Origin of the sequence: Vibrio cionasavignyae (genome assembly GCF_050337155.1) — a bacterium.
Lineage (GTDB): Bacteria > Pseudomonadota > Gammaproteobacteria > Enterobacterales > Vibrionaceae > Vibrio > Vibrio nomapromontoriensis.
The window spans coordinates 81,034-100,520 of record NZ_JAKJSR010000022.1; the positions used below are offsets into that span (position 1 = coordinate 81,034).

General features: G+C 46.2%; 13 protein-coding genes. 4 read left to right on the forward strand and 9 right to left on the reverse strand.

From position 1 onward, the window contains the following. Positions 1-74: 74 nt before the first annotated feature. From cmoM to mukB, 4 genes are read left to right on the forward strand one after another with little or no spacing between them, the layout of a single operon-like run. Positions 75-869: a tRNA uridine 5-oxyacetic acid(34) methyltransferase CmoM gene (gene cmoM, locus L4D74_RS17760; protein ID WP_428753692.1), complete on the forward strand. Its 795-nt coding sequence runs from the start codon at positions 75-77 to the stop codon at positions 867-869. After that, positions 869-2,206 carry a chromosome partition protein MukF gene (gene mukF, locus L4D74_RS17765; RefSeq protein ID WP_428753694.1) on the forward strand — a complete coding sequence of 446 codons (1,338 nt, stop codon included), beginning with the start codon at positions 869-871 and terminating at the stop codon, positions 2,204-2,206. The genes cmoM and mukF overlap by 1 nt, the downstream gene beginning before the upstream one ends. Further along, entirely contained in the window at positions 2,187-2,933 is a 747-nt protein-coding gene (mukE, locus tag L4D74_RS17770; RefSeq protein WP_428753695.1) for a chromosome partition protein MukE, read from the forward strand. Before mukF ends, mukE begins: the two co-directional genes overlap by 20 nt. Continuing rightward, positions 2,930-7,378, forward strand: a complete 4,449-nt coding sequence (gene mukB, locus L4D74_RS17775) for a chromosome partition protein MukB (RefSeq protein WP_428753697.1) — start codon at positions 2,930-2,932, stop codon at positions 7,376-7,378. Before mukE ends, mukB begins: the two co-directional genes overlap by 4 nt. A gap of 145 nt (positions 7,379-7,523) precedes the next feature. Here mukB and L4D74_RS17780 read toward each other — a convergent pair whose 3' ends face one another. The 9 genes from L4D74_RS17780 to L4D74_RS17820 form a co-directional block, all read right to left on the reverse strand. Next, the gene (locus tag L4D74_RS17780) at positions 7,524-8,009 is read right to left on the reverse strand and encodes a VOC family protein (protein ID WP_428753698.1); all 486 of its coding nucleotides are present in this window, start codon (positions 8,007-8,009) and stop codon (positions 7,524-7,526) included. A gap of 246 nt (positions 8,010-8,255) precedes the next feature. Continuing rightward, on the reverse strand, positions 8,256-11,402 hold the full coding sequence (locus L4D74_RS17785; protein WP_428753700.1) for an efflux RND transporter permease subunit: 3,147 nt from the start codon (positions 11,400-11,402) through the stop codon (positions 8,256-8,258). A gap of 5 nt (positions 11,403-11,407) precedes the next feature. Continuing rightward, positions 11,408-12,526, reverse strand: a complete 1,119-nt coding sequence (locus L4D74_RS17790) for an efflux RND transporter periplasmic adaptor subunit (protein WP_428753702.1) — start codon at positions 12,524-12,526, stop codon at positions 11,408-11,410. A 589-nt stretch (positions 12,527-13,115) separates the two neighbouring features. Further along, positions 13,116-14,087: an alpha-L-glutamate ligase-like protein gene (locus tag L4D74_RS17795; protein WP_265675077.1), complete on the reverse strand. Its 972-nt coding sequence runs from the start codon at positions 14,085-14,087 to the stop codon at positions 13,116-13,118. Between the two features lie 3 nt (positions 14,088-14,090). Continuing rightward, positions 14,091-15,596, reverse strand: a complete 1,506-nt coding sequence (locus tag L4D74_RS17800) for an inactive transglutaminase family protein (protein ID WP_428753704.1) — start codon at positions 15,594-15,596, stop codon at positions 14,091-14,093. 54 nt (positions 15,597-15,650) lie between these two features. Beyond that, the gene (locus L4D74_RS17805; protein WP_428753706.1) at positions 15,651-16,385 is read right to left on the reverse strand and encodes an ATP-dependent zinc protease family protein; all 735 of its coding nucleotides are present in this window, start codon (positions 16,383-16,385) and stop codon (positions 15,651-15,653) included. A gap of 149 nt (positions 16,386-16,534) precedes the next feature. After that, positions 16,535-17,512 (reverse strand): tRNA 5-methoxyuridine(34)/uridine 5-oxyacetic acid(34) synthase CmoB, encoded by a 978-nt coding sequence (cmoB, locus tag L4D74_RS17810; RefSeq protein ID WP_265675080.1) that lies wholly within the window; start codon positions 17,510-17,512, stop codon positions 16,535-16,537. A 20-nt stretch (positions 17,513-17,532) separates the two neighbouring features. Then, the gene (cmoA, locus tag L4D74_RS17815; protein WP_265675081.1) at positions 17,533-18,261 is read right to left on the reverse strand and encodes a carboxy-S-adenosyl-L-methionine synthase CmoA; all 729 of its coding nucleotides are present in this window, start codon (positions 18,259-18,261) and stop codon (positions 17,533-17,535) included. A 219-nt stretch (positions 18,262-18,480) separates the two neighbouring features. Beyond that, complete coding sequence (locus L4D74_RS17820) at positions 18,481-19,395, reverse strand: DUF72 domain-containing protein (RefSeq protein WP_428753707.1); 915 nt, start codon at positions 19,393-19,395, stop codon at positions 18,481-18,483. Positions 19,396-19,487: the final 92 nt, after the last annotated feature.

Genomic DNA, 19,487 nt, shown 5'->3' on the forward strand with positions numbered 1-19,487 from the left:
GAGGCTTGCCCCTTTATTCCTGTCACTTATATGACAGAATAGCAGTCCGATTGGCTATCTTAACTCAATAAACCGTGATGCAAGACCGTAATTTCGACGATATCGCCCACAAATTTGCAAAAAATATTTACGGCTCAGAGAAGGGTGAAATCCGGCAAACTATTGTTTGGGAAGACTTAACCCAGGCACTCGCCGTACTGGATGATACTAGAAAAACATTAGAAATATTAGATGCAGGTGGCGGATTGGGGCAAGTTTCCCAAAGGATCGCAGCAAGAGGACATAACGTCACACTTTGTGACCTCTCTTCAGAGATGCTAAAGCTGGCGAAATCTGATGTTGAAAAAAAGGGACTACTTTCGCAATATCGCTGGATCCATAGCGCGATTCAACACGTCGATGACCATTTGTCACAGCCTGTTGATTTGGCGTTGTTCCATGCTGTGATGGAATGGTTAGCGGACCCTAAATCAGCATTAGAAACCGTGCTAAGGCAAATCAAGCCGGGTGGCATCGCATCGATTATGTTTTATAACCATCATGGGTTGGTGTTTAAGAATGTCATTTGTGGCAATATTCCGCATGTACTTAATGGAATGCCGCATCGTAAAAGATTCAAGCTTCAGCCCCAACAGGGACTCAAGCCAGAAGAGGTGTATCAGTGGATCGAAGAGGCCGGGTTTGAGATACAAGGCAAATCTGGCATTCGTTCATTCAGTGATTACATCGGTAATATGCAATATATGGGAGACTACACAGCTGAAGAGGTTCTAAAATTGGAACAACAGCTGTGCCGCCAAGAGCCCTATCTCTCAATGGGTCGATACATTCACGTATGGGCACAAAAAAAAGAAGAACAGGAAAGATAATGAGTGAGAACACTCTGCCTGCTGGAGAGCAACCTATCGACGAACTTGTCGGATGGGTGAAACAGCATGACTTTTCATTAAACCTGTCAACAGAACGGTTGGCATTTCTCATTTCTATTGCAGTTCTGAGTAATGAAAGATTTGATGAAGAGCTGGGCGAAGGCGAATTGCACGACGCATTCAAGATCGTAACCCAGCAATTTGATGAAACAGGAGACGCTTCCGCGTTTCGAGCCAACAATGCGATCAACGAACTGGTAAAACAGAAGCTCATGAGCCGATTTACCAGTGAAGTGACCGATGGTGCGAGTATTTATCGCTTAAGCCCATTGGCGATTGGCATTACGGATTACTACGTTAGGCACCGTGAGTTTTCAAAACTGCGCTTATCGATTCAGTTGTCTATGGTTGCTGACGAAATGGCGAAAGCGATTGTTGCGGCTAGAGACGGCGGAACAGTTGGACATTGGCGTAAGAACGTCTTTGGCGTACTCAAATATTCGGTGGGTGAGATCTTCGATCAGATCGATCTTAACCAACGTGTAATGGACGAGCAGCAACAGCTGGTGAAGCAACAGATTGCCGAGCTACTAAACAAAGATTGGCGCGAAGCCATCAACAACTGTGAGTCCTTACTATCAGAAACGTCTGCGAACTTACGCGAGCTACAAGATACCTTGCAAGCCGCCGGTGATGAATTACAGACTCAGATCCTCGATATACAAGAAATTGTTTATGGTGATGATGAGCTTGAATTTGTTGGTGAGGCGTTATTTGGACTGCAGATGAAGCTAGATCGCATCATCAGTTGGGGTCAGCAAGCCATCGATCTCTGGATTGGTTATGATCGCCATGTTCATAAATTCATACGTACCGCCATTGATATGGACCAAAACCGCGCCTTTAGCCAAAGGCTGCGCCAGTCGGTCACAGACTACTTTGATGCACCTTGGTACTTAACTCATGCCGATGCTGAGAAGTTATCCGACTTACGTGATGACGCATTAGTACTGCGTAACGAAGAAGTCACGGGTGCTGTGCCACTGGACGTAGAGTATGAAGAGTTCGAGCAAGTCAATGATGAGCTTGCCGAGCGCATTGCAGACATGCTTAAAGCGCATAAAGAGCGTGGTGCAGCGATCGATTTAGGCCAAGTCTTACGCGACTATCTAGCCTCGCATCCTCAGACACATCATTTTGATTTAGCAAGAATTGTTGTCGACCAAGCGGTGAGAATGGGCTATTCCCAATCTGACTACTCAGCCATCCAACCCGATTGGCAAGCGATTAACGATTTTGGCGCAAAGGTACAAGCAAATGTCATCGACAAATATTGACGAATACATGCCAGAAAAGCTGGCAAAAGCAATTACAAACCCGCTGTTTCCAGCGCTGGATAGTGCACTTCGTGCTGGCCGCCACATCTCTTCTGAAGATTTGGATAACCATGCGCTACTTTGTGATTATGAAGTGGAACTGGCGTCATTTTATCAACGCTATAACACTGAGTTGGTTAAGGCTGCGGAAGGTTTCTTTTACCTGCGACCACGTTCAACCACGTTAATTGGACGTAGCGTACTATCTGAGCTTGATATGTTAGTGGGTAAGGTGCTGTGTTTTCTCTACCTTAGCCCAGAGCGCTTGGCGCATGAAGGTATTTTTACTAATCAAGAACTCTACGAAGAGCTGCTGTCTTTAGCGGATGAATCTAAGCTGATGCGTTTGGTGACTAACCGAGCGACAGGCTCTGATCTGGATAAAGAAAAACTGTTTGATAAGGTAAAAACGTCACTGCGTAGACTACGTCGTTTAGGTATGACTATCTCTATTGGAGATACCGGTAAATTTCGTATCAGCGAATCGGTATTCCGCTTTGGTGCGGACGTAAGACTTGGCGATGATATGCGCGACGCACAACTGCGTTTGATACGAGATGGTGAAGCGGTGGTTGCTCATGTTAAAGAACCAGAACAACAAAGCTTAATTCCAACTGAAGAAACTTCAACAGAAGAACGGCCAACAAGCGCTGAAATAGAGCAAGGACAAGACGAGGCAGACGTATGATTGAAAGAGGTAAGTATCAATCAATGACCATGATCAACTGGAACGGCTTCTTTGCGCGTACCTTTGATATCGATGGTCTGGTAACCACCTTGTCTGGCGGTAATGGTGCCGGTAAATCCACGGCAATGGCGTCATTCATCACAGCACTGATCCCCGATCAGAGCTTACTGCACTTTAGAAACACCACGGAAGCGGGCAGCTCACAAGCGTCACGTGATAAAGGGCTTTACGGTAAACTGCAGCCGGGTACCTGTTACTCAGCGCTTGACGTCGTTAACTCTCGCAACCAACGCATTTTGTTTGTGGTTAAATTGCAGCAAGTTGCGGGGCGTGACAAGAAAGTCGACATTAAGCCTTTCATTATTCAAGGCTTACCGAGCCATGTTAAACCGACGGATGTTTTGATCGAAAACGTATCAGACAATCACGCTCGTGTTCGTCAGATCAATGAAGTAAAAGATGTCATTGGCGACATGGAAGGGGTGCAGTTTAAAGCCTTTAGTTCGATTGTTGAATACCATTCACAGATGTTTGAGTTTGGCGTACTACCGAAGAAACTTCGTAATAACAGCGATCGTTCTAAATTCTACCGTTTGATAGAAGCATCATTATACGGTGGTATTTCAAGTGCCATTACCCGTTCGCTACGTGACTACTTACTGCCGCAAAATGGTGGGGTGAAAAAAGCCTTCCAAGATATGGAATCGGCGCTGCGTGAAAACCGCATGACGTTAGAAGCGATCAAAACCACCCAAGCGGATCGTGATCTGTTCAAGCACTTGATCACCGAGTCAACCAATTACGTTGCCGCGGATTACATGCGCCATGCCAACGAAAGACGCAATAAGCTAGAACAGACTTTGGCGTTGCGTGGAGAGCTGTTTGGTTCTCGTCAGAGCCTAATATCACAAAATGATCTGCTTAATAATGTTCAACAATCACTGGCTATGCTGGTGGAAAGTGAAGCGGGTCTAGAGCAAGATCATCAAGCGGCGCAAGATCACTTGCAGTTGGTACAAAATGCCCTTCGCCAACAAGAAAAAATCGCCCGTTATCAAGAAGACCTAGAAGAGCTAAATGAGCGTCTAGAAGAACAGGTCATGGTGGTTGAAGAAGCGCAAGAGCGTAAATTCATCGCCGAAGAGCAGGCATCTCAATCTGAAGAAGAAGTGGATAGCCTCAAAACACAACTGGCCGATTATCAACAGGCGTTGGATGTACAACAAACACGGACGCTTCAGTATCAACAAGCGGTGCAAGCATTAGAGAAAGCGCGTCAGTTGGTAGGCAGCAACGATCTGGATGAAGGTAACGCAGCAACACAACTTAACCGCCTTAAAACGGAAGAAGCGACAAGCACGACTAAGTTGCTGGAGCTTAAACACCGAGTAGACATGTCTTCGGCGGCGGCAAAACAGTTTGAACTTGCGCTATCGCTGGTGAAAAAGGTGGTCGGCGATGTGAGTCGTGACCAGGCATCTAGTGTGGCGAAAGAGCTGGTTAATAATGCCCAGGCATACCAGCAAGTACTGAAAGATGAAACTCAGTTGCGCGCTCAGTTTCGTGACGTAGAAAAGTCACTGGAGCGACAAGAGCAAGCGCAACAACTTCGCACTGACATCGATCAACAGGGTATCCAAATCAGTACTGAAATGGATATTGAACTGGAAGCGGAAAGTCAGCGTGAGCGCGTGCTTGAAACTGAGCTTAAGTTAGAAACGCTAAAAGAGCAGCAGCGTGACGTTAAACAACAGGCGCAAGGTCACAATGCTGATATCGCCCGATTGGAAGCTCATGCACCACAATGGATTCGTTCATTTAACGCCTTAGAAGCATTGCGTGAGCAATCGGCACTTGAGCTGGTGGACCGAGCGGATGTGATTGCCTCAATGCAACATATCAATGAATCTGAACGCCAAACCGCGACAACAAGAGATACGCTCGCGATTAAGCGTGATGAACTAGAGCGTGAAATTGAGCGCCTTGCATCACCTGGCGGTTCTAATGATCCTCGCTTAAAAGGGTTAGCGGATACCTTAGGCGGCGTATTGTTGTCTGAAATCTACGATGACATCACGTTGGATGATGCGCCGTATTTCAGTGCAATGTATGGTCCGGCTCGTCATGCGATCGTCGTTTCTAACCTCGATGGTATTAAAGAGAAACTGGTTGAGCTTGATGACTGCCCTGAAGATTTATACATCATTGAAGGCGATATTGATGCGTTTGATGACAGTACCTTTGATGCCGATGAGCTAGGCGGCGCAGTATGCGTTCAACTGAACGAACGTCAGTTGCGTTACTCTCGCTTCCCAACCATTCCATTGTTCGGTCGTGCCGCTCGTGAACAGCGTTTAGAGCTACTTCGAGACCAAAAAGAAGATACCGTTGAACAGCACGCGAAAGCGGCGTTTGATGCACAAAAACTGCAACGTTTGTATCAAGCATTTAATGCCTTTGTTGCAGAACACATGCAGTTGGCATTTGACGCGGATCCTGAGCAAGCTATCGCGCAATCTCGAGAGCAGTTAAGTGTATGTAATCGCCAGCTGAATGATTTTAAACAACAAGAGCAGCAGGTTGCCTCACGGTTTAAGCAAGCAAAACAGACGGTGGTTTTATTAGATCGCCTGATGATGTCGGCGAGCATTTTGTTTGATGAGACTCTGACAGAACGATTCGACGCATTACGTACGCGCATCGAAGAGTTAAATACCGCTAAGCTGTTTATTTCAGCGCACGGTCAAACTGTGACGCAATTAAGCAATGTTGCTAACGCGCTAGAGAGCGATCCAGAGCAATTTGAAGCGCTGGAAAGTGAATATCAATCGCTGGATAGCGCTTTACAGTCGCTAAAAGGACAAATCTTTGCTGTGGCTGATTTAGCCGAGCGTCGTCCGCACTTTGCTTATGCCGACTCTGTTGAGATGCTGAGTAAAAGCAGTGAGCTGAGTGAGCAATTAAAGACGAAGTTGGTTCAAGCTGAAGACGCTCGTCGTCGTTTACGTGATGGCTTGAAACAAGCTCAAGAGCAATCAAACCAGTACAACCAAGTTATGGCATCGCTTAAGAGTTCATATCAAGCGAAATTAGAGACGGTTCAAGAGTTTAAGATTGAATTGCAAGACTACGGTGTTGTTGCCGATGAAACCGCCTTTGAACGTGCTGAAAAGCGCCGTGATGAGCTGCATTTAGCATTGCAAACGTCTCGTACTCGTAAGAGCGAATACGAGAAAACTATCACCGCCACAGAATTGGAGATGAAGGGGCTAGCTAAGCGCCTGAAAAAATCCCAAAAAGAATACGTTGAATTGCGTACTTATGTGGTGGCTGCAAAAGCTGGTTGGTGTAGTGTTCTTCGTTTAGCGAAAGAAAATGACGTAGAGCGTCGATTGCATCGTCGTGAGCTGGCGTATTTAAGCGCCAATGAGCTGCGTTCAATGTCGGATAAATCATTAGGGGCGCTGCGTTTAGCTGTCGCGGATAATGAGAACCTTCGTGATGCACTACGCTTATCGGAAGACAATGCTAAGCCTGAACGTAAAGTACTGTTCTATATTGCTGTATACCAACACCTTCGAGAGCGCATTCGCCAAGATATTATTCGTACCGATGATCCGGTTGAAGCTATCGAAGAAATGGAAGTGGAGCTGGCTCGTTTAACCGAAGAACTGACGCAGCGTGAAAACCGCCTCGCATTAAGCTCGGAATCGGTTTCAAGCATTATCAAGAAGACCATTCAGCGTGAGCAGAACCGAATTCGTATGCTTAACCAAGGTCTATCTAATATCCACTTTGGACAAGTGAAAGGCGTACGTCTTAACGTTAAGGTTCGTGAAAGCCATGAGCAGCTTCTTGAAGCGCTGACTAGAGAGCATTCCGATCTCTTTGAAACCATGCGCTATACCTTCTCTGAAGCAATGGCGAAGTTGTTCCAGCGTGTTAACCCACATATTGATATGGGGCAACGCTCGCCACAGGTTCTTGGTGAAGAGCTACTCGACTACCGTAACTACTTAGAGTTAAGTGTTGAAGTAAACCGTGGCTCCGATGGTTGGCTACAAGCCGAATCTGGTGCGCTATCCACAGGTGAAGCGATCGGTACTGGTCAATCCATCTTATTGATGGTGGTTCAGAGCTGGGAAGAGGAATCAAGACGACTACGTAGCAAAGATATTGTTCCATGTCGTCTCCTGTTCTTGGATGAAGCGGCGCGATTGGATGCGAAGTCCATTGCGACCTTATTCGAGCTATGTGATCGTCAAGGAATGCAGTTATTAATTGCCGCGCCAGAAAACATCAGCCCAGAAAAAGGCACCACGTATAAGCTTGTACGTAAAGTGTTTAAAGACCACGAGCATGTACACGTCGTTGGTCTACGAGGTTTTGGTGAGACGAAGCAAGCAGAACAGATAAAAGAGCTTGAAGAACAGATCTTAGACTAAGATCTAATCGGATAGAAATAGAAAGAGGCGTGACACGGTAAGTGTCACGCCTCTTTTGTTTGCTATGAGTCAAATTTTCGCTATAGCCAAACGGATGACTATAATTATATGAAAGCTATAATTCTATGAAAACTCGGGCGAAATGCTACTCGTAGTCAGACGCGTACGTCTCTTCGTAGGTATGTGAATAGAGCTCAAACAAGTTACCAAACGGGTCTTCTAGGTAGACCATTTTAGCTTGTTTGCTGTCGTCTTCTGGGTGGTAGCGCATAATGTCCATACGTACTTTCCCGCCAAATTGTTCAGTACGTTCAATTACGCCTTGGAAGTCGTCGGTTTGAAGACAAAAATGGAAAATGCCGATGCGAGTAAAGTCGACTTCGTGACGCGCTTGACGCTCTTTCATCTCAAACAGTTCCACACCAATCCCATCGGATGTGACGAGGTGGGCTATGTTGAAGCCTTTGAAACCCTCACCAAATACGGCAATACACATTCTACCAATCGCCGTTTCGCGCTCTTCTTCAACCTTAGTATTGCCCATAACAATGTTTAGACCTAGCGCTTTAGTATAAAACTCAACCGCTGTATCCATATCGCCTACCATAATTCCGACGTGATTCATTTTCATAGTTTGCTCCAAATTTGTATTCGTTGCTTGTTTCGATGAGGGGGAGTATAGGTGGAACCAGTAATTACCTGAAATTATCATTAATTATTTATATGATAATATTTTGTTATCATATGGTTTGACTTCGAGTGGTGTGCTGGTGGTTATGGTTATGAAAATAGAGGGTTATGAGAGGGAGTGAAAGGCAAAAATAGAGAGTGAGTGGTGACTCACTCTCTATTTTGAAATGGCTAGTATAGCGACGTTTTAGGACTCGTGGGCGGAGTGGCCAGCAATAGGGCGTGCCAGTTTACCATGGCGCTCCCTTAGGCGTTGTAGCATCACCCAGATAACCGGCACGATTAAACAACCCAGTACGGTTGCGGCGAGCATGCCACCAAAGGTACTGTAACCTACTGCGCGTCGGGCACCGTCGCCAGCACCTGCGGCAATGACTAACGGAATGACACCTAGGATAAAGGAGAAGGCGGTCATTAAGACGGCTCTAAAGCGCAATTTTGTTGCCGCAATAGCAGCATCGACAATTGGCAGCCCTTTAGTTTCACGTAACTCTTTGGCAAATTCGACAATGAGTATGGCATTACGACTTGCCATTCCGACCATCAATACCAAGCCCACTTGCGTGTAGATATTAATATCGCCATCCATTAGCCAAGTGTGGAGCAGGGCACCGAAAATAGCGGTTGGGACACACATAATAATTGCCAGTGGTGTAACCCAAGATTCGTACTGCGCCACAAGGAACAAAAAGGTAAACAACATAGCCATGGCGAACATAATCGGTGCCGCATTGCCGGCTTTTTGCTCTTGGTAGGTTAACCCTGACCAATCGTATTTGTAGCCTGCAGGTAAGCTTTCATCGGCGATTTTTGCCATGGCTGCGACCGCTTCTCCTGAGCTGTATCCCGGAGCTGCGACACCATTGATCATCAGTGAACTATATAGGTTAAAGCGCTCAACGGCTTCTGGACCTAATGTGTTATTCACGGTGATCAGTGAGCTAAGAGGCACCATCTTTCCATCGAGTGAGCGAACGTAAAAACTTGAAATGTCGCTGCTGTTGGCGCGGCTTTTTGCTTCTGACTGCAAAAATACTTTATAGTTTCGACCAAACTCTGTGAAGTCGTTGACGTAAAGCCCGCCAAGGTAGGTTTGCAGCGTCATGTAGACTGACTCGAGGCTTACATTGGTGGCTTTGATTTTGTCTCTATTGAGCTTCACTTCTATCTGTGGTGTGTTGGCGCGAAACATGGTGTAAGCCAAGTCAATCGCTGGGTGCGCCATCGCTTGTTGCATCAAATTGTCGCCAACTTGCGCGAGAGATTGCGACGAGCGTCCCATGGTATCTTCAAGACGCATCTCAAACCCAGAGTTCATTCCTAAGGCGGGAATGGCGGGAGAGAAAAAGCTTATGATTTCAGCATGTTTAATTGAATCAAGTTTGGTCTGAACGCGATCCATGATCGCTTTCATGTGAAGGGTCGCGTCTTTACGCTGTTGCCAATGGTCGAGATTAACAATCATCATCGCAGAGTTAGAGGCTGCGGCGTTACCGAGCAAACTAAATCCAGGTGCAGAGACGACGCTAGATACCCCGTCTTCTGATAACACGATGTCAATCGCATCGCGGGTGATCTGCTCCGTGCGAGCAAGTGAAGCCGCTTGCGGCAATTCAACGTTAATGAAAAAGCTGCCGGAATCTTCATCTGGCAAGAAGCCACTTGGCATTTGATAACCCATCATTACGATCGCTGCAATCATCACACCAAAACACACCATGCTTAGCGTTAAGCGCCTGATCATCAGTGAAACCGTTACACCAAGTCCTGTTGTCGCCTTTTCTAGTCCACGGTTGAACGCTTGCAACCATTTACCGGGCTTAGGGCCGCCGGGACGCATTAATATCGCGGCAAGGGCTGGCGTAAGGGTTAACGCATTGATGGTTGAAATTGCGATGGATACTGACAGCGTAATACCAAATTGCTGATATAGCTGACCTGTCAGTCCAGGCATCATGGTGACGGGACCAAAAACCGCAAACAGCACTAAGGCAGAGGCAAGAATAGGAGCGGTTACTTCTCGCATGGCTTTTAGTGTGGCGTCCATTGGTGAAAGATGCTCTTCTGCCATTAAACGCTCAACGTTCTCAACCACAATAATTGCCGCATCGACAACCGCGCCGATCGACAATACGAGACCAAGCAATGTCAGCATGTTCATCGACATTCCCATCACTTGCATAGCGGCAAAAGTGGCGATGACAGAGACAGGAATCGCAATCACCGGAATGATGGTGGTGCGCCAATCTTGAAGGAAAACGTACGTTACTGCTGTTACGAGCAAAACGGCAATAACGAGGGTTTCGAACACCTCAGCGATCGAGACTTTAACGAACTCGGTCTGGTTGTATGGAATTGAGTAGTCAATACCTTGCGGAAAGCGCGACTTGAGCTCTTCCATTTTGTCATAAATACCAGAGGATATATCCAACGCGTTGGCGCCAGGGGCCTGGTAAATAGCAAGTAACGCAGCATCTGATTGGTCATACATCGCTTTGACGATGTACTGTTGAGAACCTAGCTCCACCTTGCCCACGTCCGAAATGCGAACTAATTTGCCTTGCTTGTCAGATTTAATCACGATGTCGTCAAACTGCTCGGCGTTACTTAACCGTCCTTCAGTGCGCACCACCATTTGAAACGGTGAAGACTGCTCGGCATAGGGCGCAGCACCCACCATACCAGCAGGGCGGATGACATTCTGCTCGCCAATGGCGGCAGCCACATCTTCAGGCACAATGCCAAGGCTTGCCATTTTGAGCGGGTCAAGCCAAATACGCATCGCGTATTCCATGTCGCCGATATTACGTACCTTTGAAACCCCAGCCACCCGTGCGAGCTCGTCTTTAATGTTCATGTTGGCGTAGTTGTTGAGAAACAGCCCGTCTTGGCTTTGATCTGGCGAGTGCACCAAAACGGCCATCATGATGTTAGACGCGGTCTTTTCAACTTTGACACCTGAACGTTTCACTTCTTCAGGTAATTTCGCCATTGCGCGGTTGACTCGGTTTTGTACTAATATTTGCGCCTTGTCAGCATCAAAGCCGACTTCAAAGGCCACTGTTAGCAAGTAGTTGCCGTCGCCAGCTGATTTAGATTTCATGTAAATCATGCCTTCGACACCGTTGACCTCTTTCTCTATTTCGGTTGCAACGGTATCACGTAACACTTCGGCATTTGCACCGGTAAATTCAGTGGTTACTTCAATCTCAGGTGGCGCCACGTTGGGGTATTGTTCGACAGGAGCATTAAGTAGTGCAACCAGACCGATGATGGTCATCAAGATACTCAGTACGATGGAAAACTTGGGACGACGGATAAAAAATTCAACCATTTGAGTTATCCTTCTTCCGTCATAGCTGTATCCACGATGGTTCCCGGTTTGACCTTTTGTAGCCCATCAACAACGATATGCTCACCCTGCGTTAGACCTGACTCAACCAAAAAGACATCGCTTAATTGCTGATACCACTTAAAGTATTTTTTTTGCACGGTGGCGTTGGCATCGACAGCATAGACAAAGTGGCCGCCTTGATCATATTGAACGGCTTTCGTTGGTACCGATAATGAAGCGATGGAGTCATCCACCACTTCAACGGTGACATATTGTCCCGGTAGTAAAAGGAGCTGGGGGTTAGGGAAGTTTAGACGAACGGTGATGGTACCAGTCTCTACGTCGACGCGATTATCAACAAAACCCACTTGGCCAGCGTGAGGGTAGCGAATACCGTTAGCTAATTTTAGATTGACATCAAAGTCGCTGGCATGGCTTTGATTCAAGATCATGGCTTTTTGAAACTCGGCTAAACCAGAGGTTTCATTGACCGAAATATTGACCCAAGTGGTGTCGAGTTTGACCACGGTAGTTAGCGGCTGTCCTTCAGGTGTGACGATGTCACCTAAGCTGTATTCAGAGTTACTCACGCGGCCCTTAATTGGGCTAGTGATTTTTGTCCAGTCGAGCTCGAGCTGGGCTTTATCAAATTCAGAATTCGCGATTTCATAACTTGCCACTGCGGTGGTGTGCTCAAGTTGAATTTCTTCGAACTCTAGTGGGCTTAATGAGCCTTCACTGTGCAGTTTGCTTGCTCTTGTCAGAGTGCGCTTAGCTTGGGCGAGTTGTGCCTGAGTTTTTGCTCGCTCGGCTTTAGCGGCGTTTAATCTAACCTGAAATGGCTGTGGATCGAGTTCATACAATAGTTCGCCTTTTTCTACATCTGCGCCTTCAGACACGGCTTTGTGAATAAGACGTCCGGAGACCAGTGGCCGAATCTGCACATCTTCAGGGGCGCGAGTTCGACCTACGTATTCAGTAACAGGAAAAATATCACTTTGTGATACGGCGATCGTATTAACGCTGACAGGGGAAATGGAAGCGGTAGTTGTGTTGTCAGTATCACAGCCAAAGAGAAGAGCTAACGAAAGTGTTAAGGCTGTATATAGAACGGATTTGGTCATTTAAGTCTCCAAGCCACAAAATCCAAAGAGTAGTTAAAGCAATCGCGATCACTTCATATATGTAGGCCTAATAATGTTGGGGTCGTGATTAACGACGAGTTGCGAGCGCGTTAATACTCAAGTGCTAGCACTCAGGTACTAACAATCAGGGTCAGTAAAGGTTGGGTACTCATTATTAGGCGCGGCAAATATAAAGGGCGGGGAGTCTAAGGCGCAGTGAAATAATACAAATATAAATTTACCTATAGATCAGGCTTTTAGTGTGGTGTTAAGGGTTTGCTTGCATGGTATGAGGGTTGTTAACACGCTAAATGGTTGTTTTTATAGGTGGTTGCTGGGTGGTTGGACTGGCTATGGATGGCTTGTTATTGGTGGGGTGAATGCTAAATGGTTTGGTATTTTTGATGTGTTCGTGGTAAGTGATTGATATTAGTTGGTTTATTTGTTGTGTGACTTTTTAATAAATCTAGAGGGAACAAAATAGAAAAGTGAGAACTAGCGCAAATATGATGTGATGTAATCAGCTTGCCAGTACTTTTATCAAAAAAACGGTGGGCATAAACCCACCGTTTTTATTCTGTTTTACAGGCTACTCGTTATGGTGGCCAAACATTTTTGCCGCATACTCAACACGTTCTTCCGGTGTTGGGTAGTCAAACGGGTTTGGTGTCCCAAGTGATTCAATATGCTGTAGGCGAGGGAGTAAACCACATCCGTTAGCAATCTGAATGGCTAAGCCAGGACGTGCGTTAAGCTCGAGTACCATCGGACCTTCTTCACGGTCAAGAACCATGTCGGTACCCATGTAACCAAGCGTTGTCATTTCATACGCGCTAGAGGCAAGTGTCAGCAAACGCTTCCAGTGAGGCACCACCAATGTTGCCAGTTCTTTTCCGGTATCAGGATGTAATGTCACGGGTTGGTCATATTGCACCGCACGAACCGCTTTACCGGTTGCGATGTCAATGCCTACACCTACCGCGCCTTGGTGCAGGTTGGCTTTACCGTCAGACATTGAAGTAGAAAGTCGCATCATGGCCATAACGGGGTAGCCTTGGAATACAATGATTCGTACATCAGGCACACCCTCATAACTAAAGCCGTCAAAACAGTCATCAAATTTGATAAGGTTTTCAACCACGGCTACGTCGTTCTTGCCACCAAGAGAGAACAAACCAGCAAGAGCGTTACTGATGTGGCGCTCTACATCGACTTCGTTAATCGTTGCACCAGAGGGTTTAGTATAAACACCATCTTTGTGCTCAGTGACGACCAATATGCCTTTACCACCACTACCTTGAGCGGGCTTAATCACAAAGCCAGGCCAGTCTTTCACCATCTTGTGAACTTTTTTAACTTCAGCTTGGCTACGAATAACGCCGATAAGGGCAGGCGTTGTTGCACCTGCTTTTTCAGCAATAATCTTCGTTTGCAGCTTGTCATCAACCAGCGGATACTTAGAGCGATCATTGTACTTACTAATGTAGCTATGATTGCGCTTGTTCATTCCCATAATGCCACGTTCGCGTAGCTTGAACGGACTGGTAATCTTATTCAACATAGATTAGTCCTCCGTCAGAGGTTTGAATCGACGTAGCTCTGTTAGACGGTAACCAGTGTAAGTACCGACTAAAAGAATGGTGCCAAGGATAACCAGTTGCAGCCCGATAAAGTTGAACGTGAGATGCTGAACGTATGGATTGGTCATCGCAACATAAACCATCACTGCAGTTAGCAGAGAGCCGCCACCTTGTAGCACAACCTCTTTAACACCTTCTTCTTCCCACAAAATAGACATACGTTCGATGGTCCAAGAAAGGATAATCATAGGGAAGAAGGTAATGGAAAGCCCTTCGGTAAGCCCGATCTTGAAGGCGACCACAGTAAAGACGGAGATAATCAATATAACGGTGATGATTACCGCTGATATTCGGGCAACGAGCAGCAAGTTAAGTTTGGACAGGTAGCTTCGAATCACCAAGCCAGTACCAACAATAAGCAAGAAACCGACAATACCCGTAACCAGTTGTGTTTGTACAAACGCCACCGCAATCAATACCGGCATAAAGGTGCCTGATGTTTTCAAGCCAACCAAGACTCGCAACAAAACCACGATAAGCGCACCAATCGGGATAAGCATGATGGTCTTAAACATCGCTTGCTCTTCCAGCGGTAGGCTGTGAATCGAGAAGTTAAGTAGGTTGTCAGAATCGACCTTACTATCGGTGGCTTCTTGAGCACTGACTTCTTGAGCAATCATCGTAAAGTGTACTTTACTGTCTTTGCCGCCAACGACATCAAGTAATGAAACGTTAGATTCATCCCAGACTAGAAGGTTTTTCTTCTTCTCGCCTTCATTGGCTTCTGGTGCGAAAATTTGCCACTTAGCGCCATCCCAGACTTGAATCATTTGTTGGATAGATTGTCTACGGCGACCATCTTCCAGTTCAATGACACCAACGACTTTGCTTGGAATCTCAGCATACGCTAACAGTTTTGCCGCTGCTTGAGTTTTGTTCATCGTATTAAGGATGAGCGCAGAGTTTTGACTATCAACGTCGTTGAGGGTTTTGATGAGCTCACGGGTAAACGTGATATTGTCTGATGAACGGCTGGTCGCTCTTTCAATAAGAGCGGTTGCGGCCGCTTCTTCAGGTCCATCAAACGTTGGGACAACAATGTCACCTGATGGAGGTTCTGAGTTCGCGACGGCTTGGTCATCGACAAGGAATTGAGTTTTGTAGTAGATAGTTTGCGGTCCATGAGCTTCACGAATAGACCACTCTGCTCGACGACCTGCGTCTGTATCTACGTAGGAGATGCCGTAACCCGGAGAAGAGGCTGACTCACTAATGAGTGTAAAGCCTTCTTGCGTGTATGGCGCGGCTAAAGAAACTTTAGCGGGTTGGCCGGTCGCGTTAAATTCGACTCGGGATTCAATGTCCCAAACTTGACGAGCTTCGCCTGGGGTCCAAGGTACACCGTATGTATCATGTCTAAGGACACTAAGCGCGATACCTATTGCAATCAGTACACCAACTGATAGAAAAAATGGAATACGTGAAGTCATAAACAACCTTATTATTGTAATTTACTTTCCCTGAGAGTGTTATTCAAAAGAGATTCATTCGTTAGAAGAAAGTATATATTGCTGACTAACGTCAACTAAAGCAATATCTTTGATGAATTCTCTTCCTAGTAATATAGGGTGGGTCATTTGTGAGCGATCTGCCAGTGTAAATTGCGCTTTTTCATGGATATTTCCAACACGGATCCACAATTCGATAACCGCGCGACGCTCCGCCTTTTCATTTGTTGATTGGCGAATTTTCACATAGCGAATAACGGGTGCTTCAATCCAACGTTTATCTTGTTTCTTCGCTTTGTCATCGAGTAGATGGAATTTTACCCACTGTTTGCCATCACGCTCAAATACTTGAATGTCGATAGCATTAAGAGACGAGGTGACTGCGCCTGTATCAACGCGAGCATCGAATCGGCGATTTAAAATATCAAGATCGACTTTTTCAACCGAACCTAATACGACAGGCTTTGATGGGCTAAGGTTGCGAGTTGGGGCGGTTTGTTTTTTCGGCTCTGCCAATTTTTCTACGGCTGAGTCTTGGTTGTTTTGCAGCGTATCAATGCGTTTAGTTAGTGCAATAATTTCAGACTCAAGGCTATCAATATAGTCGCTTTGATTACTTAGTTGCAGATCCAAATTCGTAAGGCGATTATCAAGGTGTTGTTCGGAGTTCTTGATCGCATTTAAGGTACTTTGGTGAAGTTCTTGGTGGTTTACAGAAGCGCAGCCAGCGAGAAGAGTGATGGCGACAAGCGGTACCAAGCGTTTGTACATCTTAAATCCTAAACAGTTGTGGTAAATTGGAATGAATTGAGGCGGATTTTAACGCATCGAATAGGGAGTGCGATACTCCCTATTGTCAGAGCTGCGTCAGACTTATAAGCCTTTGGTAAATATCATAAGAAATGAGAAGCCAAGTGAATTTAGTTGCTTGGATTGTCAGCGACGAGGATCGCTCTTCTTGGTGCTGGGTAGCCTTCAATCGTCTTTGTTGGATCGTTGGGATCCAGATAATCAGGTAAAGAGTTATGCGTCATCCACTCGGTAGTACGTTGTTCGCCGACTGACGTCACGTTCTCATCCACAATGCGTACATTCTCAAAGCCTACTTTTTCTAACCAAACTTTTAGCGCAGGCGCAGATGGGAAGAAGTAAACGTTGCGCATTTGTGCATAGCGGTCAAACGGTACAAGTACAGCGTTTTCATCGCCATCAATCACCAGAGTCTCAAGAATTAACTCGCCGCCGGGAACCAACTGGTTTTTGAGTTGGATCAGGTGGTCAAGTGGAGAGCGACGGTGGTAGAGCACACCCATGCTAAATACGGTATCAAAGGCTTCAAGCTCTGGTAGCTGCTCAATTCCTAGCGGCAATAAGTGCGCTCGCTGGTCATCGCCCATAAGCTTACGAATGGCTTCAAATTGGACTAGAAACAGGTGCGATGGATCGATACCCACACAAAGGCGTGCACCTTCTCCCAGCATGCGCCACATATGGTAGCCATTACCACAGCCAACATCCAAAACGGAGCGGTCTTTGAGCGGTGTGATATGCGGTAACACACGATCCCATTTCCAATCTGAACGCCATTCAGTGTCAATGTGGATATCATGGACAGTATAAGGACCTTTGCGCCAAGGGTGGAATGTACGAAGTAGGCTTTCTAGCTTCTTCATTTCACCGACGGGCAGTGCGTCTGAATTGGAAAGCGTGACGCTGGTTTTTAGGTCAATGTTATCCGGAGTACCGGTTTGGATTTTCGCCAAAGCTCGTAGCCAGCGGTCGAAATCGCCATGTTGGGCATTTTGCCAGTCTGTCAATTGTTGAGGAAGAACCGTTAGCCATGGTTGTAAACGCGTGTCTTGGGCAATGAGTTGATAAAAATTTGCAAAGTTAAACATGGGACTCTCGATATATTGACTTATTTAATGGCGAACATAGAACCAAAATTGAAACACTGGAACCAGACTTCAGAGCTACTAAAACCAATGTCATTAAAGCGTTGCTTATGCGTGGCGATAGAATCAGGGCGCATCACGTTTTCAATAGCGCTGCGCTTTTGACTGATTTCGAGCTCGCTATAACCGTTGGCTCGTTTGAAGTCATGGTGAAGGTCGATTAATAACTCATGCGCGGTGTCATCTTCAAAGATGTACTTTTCTGACAAAATTAGAATGCCACCCGGGCGCAGACCTTCATAAATCTTTTCTAGTAGGGTCTGCCTGTCTTCAGGCGATAAGAATTGCAAAGTAAAATTGAGTACAACCACCGATGCATTCTTAATCTCGATGTTGCGGATATCCGCCTCAATCACATCGACAGGCGTATCGGAACGATAGGCGTTAATGTGCAACTTACAGCGCTCGACCATTGCTGAAGAGTTGTCGACGGCAATAATTTTGCAGCCTTCTTGCTGGATATGGCGACGCATAGACAGGGTAGCGGCGCCAAGAGAACAGCCAAGGTCGTAGACAACAGAATGAGGTTTGGCAAAACGCTCCGCCAGCATGCCTATAGCGGAAATGATATTGCTGTAGCCCGGTACGGAACGTTGAATCATGTCTGGGAAGACTTCAGCCACCCTTTCATCAAACGTAAAGTCGCCAATTTTCGCGATAGGGGCAGAGAATATCGTATCTTTGTTTTCCATGTCGTCTCTCTCATTCTGTAGACGTAATAAAAAGGCGCGCATCTTACGCTATTCAAGTGTACTTGTCATTATATGAAGCCATTCTTTCCTCACCGTAGCTACAGGCGATGTCAGCCGGTAGATCTTATCGATAAAAGGTCATTGCTAGTACTTAAACATCGTAATTAGTGCTTAAAACGTCTAGGGCTTAAAACATCAAGGGCTTAAAACATCAAGGGCTTAAAACATCGTAATCTGATGTTCATCGGCGCTAGGGGGAAAGGATGCTAAAGAGGGCAAAGATATCGGTTGATTGATGCCAGATACTTGATTGATACCAGATACTTGCCCTGCATGCCGTTGTAACTGCGTATACAATTGCAGCGCCAATTCTGGAGCGTACTGATTATCCGGAGTGTGAATCATGAGATAGGGCTGTTTGCCTTGGGCAATCCATTCTGGCAGCTTGTTCAGCCAGGGTTTGAAAAATGGATTGTTTGCTTCAAGCTCTGGATGACCAATAAACCGGATCATGGGGTGTTGCCCCGTAGAAATAGCATGAACCGGTACTTTGGGCTTGTTACTGTGAGCGTCTATCACCGCTGGTGAGTCGGGTTTAGCGGCAAATACCGGGCGGCTATCCATGATGATTCGATCAATGCCATGCTCAAGTAACCATTGGTTAAGCGCTTTCTCATGCGGGCCTTTTTGAAAAAAGGCAGGGTGGCGAACCTCCACGCCTAACGGCATATCGTTAGGGAAATGCTGGCAAAATGATTGCAGGGCAGGGAGATCGTTAGGGCCAAAGCGGCGTGGTAGCTGAATGGTTAGCATGCCCAGCTTTTCTCTTAGTGGTGACATCGTGGTTAAAAAATCATGGAGTGGCGCTTGGCAATGTCTTAGTTGTTGCTCGTGGGTAATGGATTTTGGCAGTTTAAACGTAAAACGAAAGTGATCTGGTGTCGCTTTATCCCAATTATTCACCGTGTTGTCGCTTGGGGTCGCATAGAATGTCGTGTTGCCTTCTACAGTATGGAATACCGACGCGTAACGCTCGAGCCTTTGGCTCGATTTCGTGCCAGAGCCATAAAACGAATGAAGCCAATCATTATGTGACCACATCGTCAGGCCCAACCGTAAACTTAGCTCACTCATATTACCTTCTACTGCGCTTTTGTTGATATTTTGTTCGTTTAACTAATCAGACTAAGTCTGACGGCAATTAAACACAATAAAACTGTCAAATT